This is a genomic window from Bacteroides cellulosilyticus DSM 14838, from assembly GCF_000158035.1.
In the GTDB taxonomy this organism is placed as follows: domain Bacteria; phylum Bacteroidota; class Bacteroidia; order Bacteroidales; family Bacteroidaceae; genus Bacteroides; species Bacteroides cellulosilyticus.
Genome location: NZ_EQ973492.1, coordinates 639,873 through 648,423, shown reverse-complemented (window position 1 = coordinate 648,423; position 8,551 = coordinate 639,873). Strand labels below are relative to the sequence as shown.

The window sequence follows — 8,551 nt, the reverse complement described above, 5'->3', positions numbered from 1 at the left end:
AAAGTTACATTGATACTTATAGCCAAAAGTTGGCAGTAGATACCATTTCTGAAGAAACACGCAGTCTTTATGAAAAATATATGGAAAATGCCACTGAAGAAATAAAAGAACTGAAAGCATATAATGTGGAAACTTATAAAAAGCACCTGGTAGATCGTGCCGATGCCGGAGTATGGCGTGAAAGATGGGAAGCGATCTGGTGTTTTATCTGGATCGTGCTTTATATTTTCGCCTGCCGTCCACGTGGATATATGATTACTAAACGTCGCCGTGAAGACAAAATGGCTACCGGTCTCAAAAAGATATTATTCGGCATTGCAGGAGCTTTAGTGGGTGCTGCCGGCGCTTTATATGTGACCACCACCATAACTAAATGGAGCGATGGAAGTAAAACCCGTGATGATGATAGCATGATTATCTATGCCATGAAGTTCGGTCTTATTGCACTGGCTGTTATCATCGTTCTTTGGGCAGCACGTATTGTTATCGTGATTGCTACACTTCTAGGACTATTGAGAAACTACGACTGGAAACAGTTGGCCAAAGACCCGAAAGCCATGTTGAATGATTTGAAATAAATGGAAAGGGGATGCAAGTATATACCGGCATCCCCTATTTCTATATTTATTTCCGATGGTTAGCTCAATCCTTCTATATTTCCATCTACAATGTCGATGTGCATAGCTTGCGGCTCTTTGGGAAGCCCCGGCATGCGCAGAATTTCTCCGGCGATGGCAACAATCATTTCCGCACCGTTATTGATTACAATATCCTTGATATGAAATTCAAAGTTGTTCACCGCACCGTATATTTTCGGATCGGCAGAGAAAGAATATTGTGTTTTGGCAATGCAAACGGGATAATGACCAATGCCCATCTTCTCTATCAATTTGATGATTTTACGTGAATGGATACTGTAAGTCACCACACTGGCACCGTAAAGATTGCAAGCTATCTTCTCTATCTTTTGTTCTACACTGTCATTTTCACTATAACTGAAGTTCAAGGGTTCAGAAGGTTTCTTCTCAATAGTATCCACTACCAGATTAGCGAGCTCCACAGCCCCCTCTCCTCCTTCTGCAAAGGCATTATTGACAGCGAACCCTACACCTAACTTCTCTTCGCAATGCCGGCGGATTGCTTCTACTTCCTCGTCCGTATCACTGGCAAAACGATTGAAGGCAACCAGCACCGTCTGACCGAATGAACGTAGATTGCGTATATGTTTATCGAGATTGCCGAAGCCTTGTTGCAATCCTTCCATATTGGGTTCTTTAATACGATCCAGACTGACACCGCCATGCATCTTCAAGCCTTGTGCAGTAGCCACAATCACTGTCAGTTTAGGTTGCAACCCGCTTTTGCGACATTTGATATTATAAAATTTCTCCGCACCAAGATCGGCACCGAAACCAGCTTCCGTTACAACATAATCTCCGAAAGTCATTGCCATTTTCGTTGCAAGAATAGAGTTACAACCATGCGCAATATTTGCGAAGGGACCGCCATGAACAAAAGCTGCCGATCCTTCGGTTGTCTGAACCAAGTTCGGATTGATAGCATCTTTCAGCAAGACAGTGATGGCTCCTGCTACTCCTAACTCCTTCACAGTGAACGGGCAACCATCAAAACGGAAACCAAGGATGATATTCTCGATCCGTCGTTTCAGGTCGTCTATGTCCTTTGCCAGACAGAGAATAGCCATAATTTCGGATGCAGGGGTAATATCGAAGCCGGATTCTTCGGTAATACCGTTCGTACTGGGGCCTAAACCGGTGACAATGCTACGCAAAGAGCGGTCGTTCACATCGAGCACGCGCTGCCAGATGATTTCTTTCAGCCCGAATCCGTCCGCCTGATGCTGATAAAGATAATTGTCGAGCAATGCGGATATCATATTGTGCGCCGAAGTGATGGCATGAAAATCTCCTGTAAAGTGCAGATTTATCTTTTCCATAGGAAGCACCTGGGCATAACCGCCACCTGCCGCTCCACCCTTCATGCCGAAACAAGGTCCTAACGAAGGTTCACGCAAAGCAACGATGGCTTTCTTGCCGATCTTATTCAACCCCAATGCCAGACCGATGGAAACCGTAGTCTTACCAATACCTGCTTTGGTAGCAGTAATGGCAGTTACCAAAATCAGGTTACTTTTCTTCACTTTTTCTTCATCAATCAGATGTGTAGGGATCTTAGCAATATACCGTCCGTAGTTTTCTACTTCTTCACGTGGAATACCTACATTCTCGGCTACCTGCTTAATCTTCTTCAGCTCTATGCTGCGGGCTATTTCAATGTCTGATTTCATACAGAGAACTTCTTTAAATAAAACTTTCTTTTTGAAAGCTACAAAAGTACGAAAAAGAGTGCAGATAGCAAGATTTTAGGGAAAGAAAGCCTCTGTTATCTTATTCAAGTGTCAAAGCGATACCTTCTACACGATCCGAGTTTGAACCTTCCGGCTCAACCATATCGAAAGAACGTGTTCCGGCAGGCAGTGGAGCGAAATAAAGAGTATAATCGGCCTCTCCACTTTCCGGCATATAGAATTTCTCCCCTAAAGGAATACCTTCCGAACGAAGAACCGGACATACAGTTCCATTGTCCGCTACTAACTGGATATTCTTCATAATTTGTATCCAATATTTGGGTATATAATAGGCACGAATCCGCAAGACCGTAGCAGTATCCGTCAATACTACCTGGCGGATTTCAGGAATATCGTTATTGCTTTTCTTCACCGTCGGGAAATTCACCACTTTATGTCCATTCTCTTCCCCTAAGCTCATCACATATTCGTCTGCATTCAGTAGGCGGCGAAGTTTTCGTTTCAAGCTGTGTGCACTATATCCGAACCATTTTTCTACAATGCGTCCTTCAGGTGAAATAAGGACATAATTTGGAATTCCACGTACTCCATATTTGGCAAATAATCCATTACTTCCTTTCAATTCATTCAGATTCTGCCAAGTCATTTCATGCGTTTTAGAGGCAGTTTCCCAACCTTTCTTGGTATCGATGCTCAGACTTACTATTGTCAGGCGATCTTTGTACATCTCAGCCACTTCCTTCATTTCGGGTAGAGCCATAAGGCACGGACCGCAACCACGACTCCAGAAATCCAACATGATATATTTACCTTTAAAATCAGCCAGGCGGTGTACATTTCCCTCCAAGTCGTACAAATCAGCATCTGCCATTTCATCACCCACTTCCACTACTTGGGGAGGAAAGAGATATGTATATGTATTCATTGCCAAATCGGTCTGTTTTTCTTCATCGGTCAGCCCTTCATAAAGAGCAATCACTTCTTCTTTATAAGGATAATTTTTCAGTATACTTTGCTGACATTGCCAACTTCTCCAATTGCTCCAGCCAAATATCGTCAACAGGAATCTGCTTCATACGTTTTATAGTGTTGGCATCAATACGGATCGTAATTTCATCTTCCAGCTTCCGTAAACTATCAGCTTGTGCACGTATCGCCTGTCTTTCTTCGTCCACCGCACTTCCTGCATACTTCCGGCGATATGCACGCTGCAACAAAGAATTGCGCTGATATTCATTCCACAATTCGCGTGAGTCGTTTATAAAAGCCTGATTAGCCACTTGTTCCGGAACAGTGCTTTTCACATCCCAAGTTCGTATCAGTGTATTTTCACCGCTTATCCGTATATTATCTCCCGGACGCACCCAAAGCCTTAAACTCATGGAAGGAAACTTGTCACTTCTTCCCATCATATCCACTATTTCTGTTTCGTTCCCCAATGTTTCTGCCTGAAAACGAAAATGTCCGTTACGAATCGTATCAACACCGATACTGCTACCCACATTTCCATCTAAACGAAACAAAGTGATTAAAGCTCCGTCTTCTACATTCTTTACTTGCCCTTCTATTGTAAAAGTCCCTTGAGCTTGTGCCGCCCAAACACTTGTCATTAAGAACAGCGTTACAATCTCTTTTTTCATATACGTGCTGTTTAGTTATAAAATTATATATCTACGCACAAAACTATATGATTTCTCCGAGATCAGCAAATAAAATTACGATTATTTCGTAATTACCTGTTTCCTTTAATATTAAGCATCTATCACCGAGTATTTTTACTTTCAGTCAATATATATCCGTCCATCATCCGTATGATTCTTTCTGCTTCACGGGCGTTCTCTTCGGAGTGCGTTACCATAACAACAGTAGCTCCATCATGATTCAGCTCTTTCAGGAGATTCATCACTTCATTACCATTCGTAGAATCCAGATTTCCCGTAGGTTCATCGGCAAGGATAATGCGGGGGTTGGTAACAATGGCACGCGCTATAGCCACACGTTGCTGCTGTCCACCGGAAAGTTGTTGCGGATAATGCTCGGTGCGGTGAGCTATCTGCATGCGCTCCAAAGCCTCATTGACACGCTTCACACGTTCACGGGTAGAAACTCCGGCATAGAGCAAAGGAAGTTCCACGTTTTCAAAGACTGTAAGCTCGTCTATCAGGTTGAAACTCTGAAATACAAAACCAAGATTTCCGTTACGCAGGTCTGTACGGTCGTTTTCAGAATAGCGGGAAACTTCCTGATCCATAAACCAAAGCTCGCCGGAAGTGGGGTTATCAAGCAAACCTATCATATTCAGCAAAGTAGATTTACCGCAACCGGAAGGTCCCATAATGGCAACAAACTCTCCCTGACTGATTTCTAAACTTACTTCATTCAATGCAGTGGTCTGTACGCTTTCCGTACGGAATATTTTGGTGAGGTTAATTATCTTAATCATAATCGTATATTGTATTGTTATTATCTTAAACATTTATTTATTCATATCTCAAGGACACTACCGGATTTTGCGAAGCCTTCCGCCAGGTTTGCCCAATGACCGTAAGCAAAGTAACCCCTGTAATGACTGCTCCTGCCAATATGAACAACCACCAACTTATGGCAGTCTGATAAGCAAATTCGCTCAGCCAACGGTACATAAGGTAATATCCAATGGGAGATGCCACAACAAAAGCAATTCCCACCCATTTCAGATATTCCATACAGAACATCTTTACAATCCGGTTGGAATGGGCACCGTTCACTTTACGCACACCGATTTCTTTTGTCCGCTGTTCCGTGGAGAGGGCAACCAGTCCAAATACACCCAGCATAGCTATAACGATGGCCAATACAGTGAAGAATAGTAACATCCGGCTTTGTTGATGTTCCTTGGTATAGTTCTTATTCAATGCATCGGAAAAGAACTGATAACTGAAATCCTTTACGAACAAATCATCCTGTACGGCCATCTCTTCGTATTTTCTCTGAATGAATTTCAGAGTCTCCTGCCGATGTTCGGGAGCTATCTTTATATGCATATACGATAATGCTTCCGGAGAATAATAAAGAATAGCAGGCTTTATCTTTTCGCGCAGAGACTGGAAATTGAAATCTTTCACCACTCCTACAATATGCATCTTGCCCCAGGTACTCATTTGTAACTCCATACCGATAGGATCAGCTACCTTCATACCCTTCCAGGCAGCCTCATTAATTACAATACCGGGATTCCTGTCTCCCCAGTATTTTCCAAAATCAGATTCCAGCAATTTCCCTTTTATCAACTCCAAACCAAATGTCTTACTAAAATCCCCATCGGCAAATACTATTACCATTTTTAGTGAATCTTCCTGCCCGTCTATATTTGTCCAACGGAATAGGCTGCCGTCTCCATGGGCTTCACCTTCTCCAAGGCTCTCGATAGGTGCTCCCATAGATATACTTTTCACATTTGGATTTCTCAATAATTCTTGCTTGAATCCAGCCACATTATACCACAAACTGGTATAGACGGATACCACATTTTCCTTGTCAAGCCCCAAATCTTTGTTTTGCATATAGTGGAGCTGTTTAAAGACGATAGCAGTCAGCAACATCAGCGTAAGAGCTATAAAAAACTGTATGCACACCAATCCTTTGATAAGTCCTCCTTTCTTTCCTGTTTTCTGTCCACCTTTAAAAGCAAGTAATGGATTGATGGAAGAAAGATAAAAAGCCGGATAACTTCCTGCCAGACAGCCTATTCCCACTATGCCGAACAATATATAAAAGAAGACAGCCCAACTCAGCCGCAGTGAGATTTCCGTATCCATGAACTTATTGAATAACGGCAACATCAATTCTGTCAAAGCTAAAGCCAATATCAGAGATATAAATGCCTGTACCAGACTTTCCGAAAGAAACTGTGAGATCAGAGTCTTTCGCTTGGCGCCTGTTATTTTGCGTACCCCTATTTCTTTATAACGCAGGGAAGCCCGTGCCATAGAAAGTGTTGTAAAGTTGAAGGCTCCCATAAAGATAACTAATATAGCCAGAGCTGTAAACAGATAAATAGTGGCCATGTTACCATGATTCTTTACGCAAGGATCGGGAAAAGTAGTATGCAGATGAATATCTTTGACTGATTGAAAACGCAACAAAGTTCGCTTTTCCCCAAACTTACTAAGCGCCCGACCCATGCTTTTCAATTCCTGCTGATACATTTTTCCTTCGTCACCAGCCTTCATCTTTACATATACATGGATACTCTCACGAAAATGATCCCAATTATGGCCCATCATCCCCATGCCATAAGCCTCCATCGGATAAACAATATCAAACCGGATATGGCTCTTTGAAGGTATCTTCACCACTGCAACTACATTATAGATTCTTTCTCTTCCATATCCGCTATAAGTTAATTTCTGTCCTACTGCCGGTTTCTTACCAAACATTTTCTGTGCCGTCAATTCCGACAAAACGACATTATCAGGATTATTACTTATATACTCCGGATTTCCTTCCAACACCGGAAAAGGAAATATTCGAAAGAATGCAGAATCAACATATAGCCCATGTCCGCTGATTTTTTTATGACTTTCCGTCTCAAATGTATGCAACTCTCCATACTTAATAGCTGTAGCTTCCTCTACTTGTGGAAAGTCTTCACGAAAGACTTTAGTAAGCGAACGTACCGTCGAAGGAGACTCCTTTATTTCCCCACTCGGCTCCCGTTTCACCTCGATAGTCCGGTAAACACGATTCACCTCGGGAAAGCAGTCATCATACGTCAGTTCGTCTACTACCCAAAGGTAGATGAGGAACGCCGCCGCCATGCCGAATACAAAACCCAGCATATTGATGGAAGAAAACAAGAAACTCCGCTTTATAAGCCGAAGCGCAACTTTCACATAATGCTTTATCATCTGTTATTCTCCTATTTTAATTATTCTATGGTTAACACTATTAATTCATCATCCGGCACGTCCTGCCCTTTCAGAGCATCCGGATATTTGTCTTTCATATTCATTGCATCGAGACAGGTGAAAAGTATATTTCCTACTGCTCCTTTGGGATAGAACGACACATTCTGCTCGCCATCGGCTGGGAAACACGGAAAATCGAGTTCTACCTTATCAGCTTCATGAGGCAGGGAAAAGAAGTTTCCGGATATTTTATCATATATCAGCGAATAAAGAGAAACCGATTTCGCTTTTCGTGCGTTAGGCGAATCGTATCCTTTCGTAAGCCTGATAAACAGGTAGCGATCCGTCTCCAACCACTGATCTACAAAATAAAAATCATCCACATTACTGCCACCTATAACCTTCTGTCCCACGGCACGCTGCAAAGAGCCAAAATCCAATCGATAAATAGCCTTCAGCGTGGAAGCGTTTTCCAATTGGTAAAGCGTATTATCATAAGCCAGGCGTATCCGCGTTTTGCCTTGATAATCATAAATATTCCATGGTTCTCCGCTCCGTACCGAACCGGATCTTCCCGAAGGGGCATAGTCAGGCAAATGGGTAGGATCAAAATAGCACAAGGTATCTCCTTTTAGTCCATTAGTGTAAAAACGACTGGAGTAAGGTATGCCACGCATGAAACCCTCCGTCGTAAACTTAAACAAAACCCTATGGCCCAGATTCCCCTGTAGAGGGACACTGTTTGTTATATCTTTCTCTATCAAAGGCTCTGTGGCAGCTGTTAAAACATCCCAGGGAAGAAAGGCCAGAAAAGTCCGGGAACTATTCCTCTCATGCTTATATGCTGTATACGCCCCCTGAACTCGCTTGTGAGTTGCATTATAATAGACACTCTGCAACAGGGCGTTCAATTGAAAAAAGAATCTTTTCCCATTGCGTTGAAATTCAACATCATTTTTGAACAACTGCTTGATAAGCTTAAAGTCCTTATCCAACAAGTAAATTCCTTGATAACTATTCAATAAGTAACCCTCGTCCACTGATATCAAACTACCGCCCATTGGTACCAATGCTCCTGTACGGTGGATACGAAGTGTACCGAGCTCACTAACTTTCATAGAACGTACATTCTTCAACGCAGCCTGTACATTAAGGGTTTTCACTCCAACAGTTTCTATTTTAGCCCGATATTTTATTCCGGCAGGAGGTGTATAATCTTCCGTAACTTCCGGCATTGCAGCAGAAGCCGCCTTCACGGCGGTTTCATGTTGCATGGCTTGCTCGTCCAAAGTCCGGACAATTTCATCCTTATTCATACCCGGATTCTTAGAGC

7 protein-coding genes are annotated in these 8,551 nt (G+C 42.6%); 1 reads left to right on the top strand and 6 read right to left on the bottom strand.

Annotated features, from left to right (window positions below):
* The coding region (locus BACCELL_RS20745; RefSeq protein WP_007214019.1) for a hypothetical protein at positions 1-578 on the top strand (578 nt) is incomplete at its 5' end.
* Positions 579-637: 59 nt separating this feature from the next.
* On the opposite strand, the gene BACCELL_RS20740 is transcribed toward BACCELL_RS20745, so the two are convergent.
* From BACCELL_RS20740 to BACCELL_RS20720, 6 genes are all read right to left on the bottom strand, one after another.
* Positions 638-2,308, bottom strand: a complete 1,671-nt coding sequence (locus BACCELL_RS20740) for a formate--tetrahydrofolate ligase (protein ID WP_007214018.1) — start codon at positions 2,306-2,308, stop codon at positions 638-640.
* Positions 2,309-2,408: 100 nt separating this feature from the next.
* A complete protein-coding gene (locus BACCELL_RS27820) occupies positions 2,409-3,308 on the bottom strand; it encodes a TlpA family protein disulfide reductase (RefSeq protein WP_007214017.1) in 900 nt (299 codons plus the stop codon).
* A 7-nt stretch (positions 3,309-3,315) separates the two neighbouring features.
* Complete coding sequence (locus BACCELL_RS27815) at positions 3,316-3,969, bottom strand: DUF4369 domain-containing protein (RefSeq protein ID WP_007214016.1); 654 nt, start codon at positions 3,967-3,969, stop codon at positions 3,316-3,318.
* A 122-nt stretch (positions 3,970-4,091) separates the two neighbouring features.
* Complete coding sequence (locus tag BACCELL_RS20730) at positions 4,092-4,772, bottom strand: ABC transporter ATP-binding protein (RefSeq protein WP_007218374.1); 681 nt, start codon at positions 4,770-4,772, stop codon at positions 4,092-4,094.
* A 37-nt stretch (positions 4,773-4,809) separates the two neighbouring features.
* The gene (locus BACCELL_RS20725) at positions 4,810-7,218 is read right to left on the bottom strand and encodes an FtsX-like permease family protein (RefSeq protein ID WP_007214014.1); all 2,409 of its coding nucleotides are present in this window, start codon (positions 7,216-7,218) and stop codon (positions 4,810-4,812) included.
* A gap of 20 nt (positions 7,219-7,238) precedes the next feature.
* On the bottom strand, positions 7,239-8,551 hold a 1,313-nt coding region (locus BACCELL_RS20720; RefSeq protein ID WP_007214013.1), incomplete at its 5' end, for a DUF4933 domain-containing protein.

Bases quoted from the DNA above. Each gene is read 5' to 3' on its own strand.
- BACCELL_RS20740 (WP_007214018.1), bottom strand. From the start codon at position 2,308: ATGAAATCAGACATTGAAATAGCCCGCAGCATAGAGCTGAAGAAGATT.
- BACCELL_RS27815 (WP_007214016.1), bottom strand. From the start codon at position 3,969: ATGAAAAAAGAGATTGTAACGCTGTTCTTAATGACAAGTGTTTGGGCG.
- BACCELL_RS20730 (WP_007218374.1), bottom strand. From the start codon at position 4,772: ATGATTAAGATAATTAACCTCACCAAAATATTCCGTACGGAAAGCGTA.
- BACCELL_RS20725 (WP_007214014.1), bottom strand. From the start codon at position 7,218: ATGATAAAGCATTATGTGAAAGTTGCGCTTCGGCTTATAAAGCGGAGT.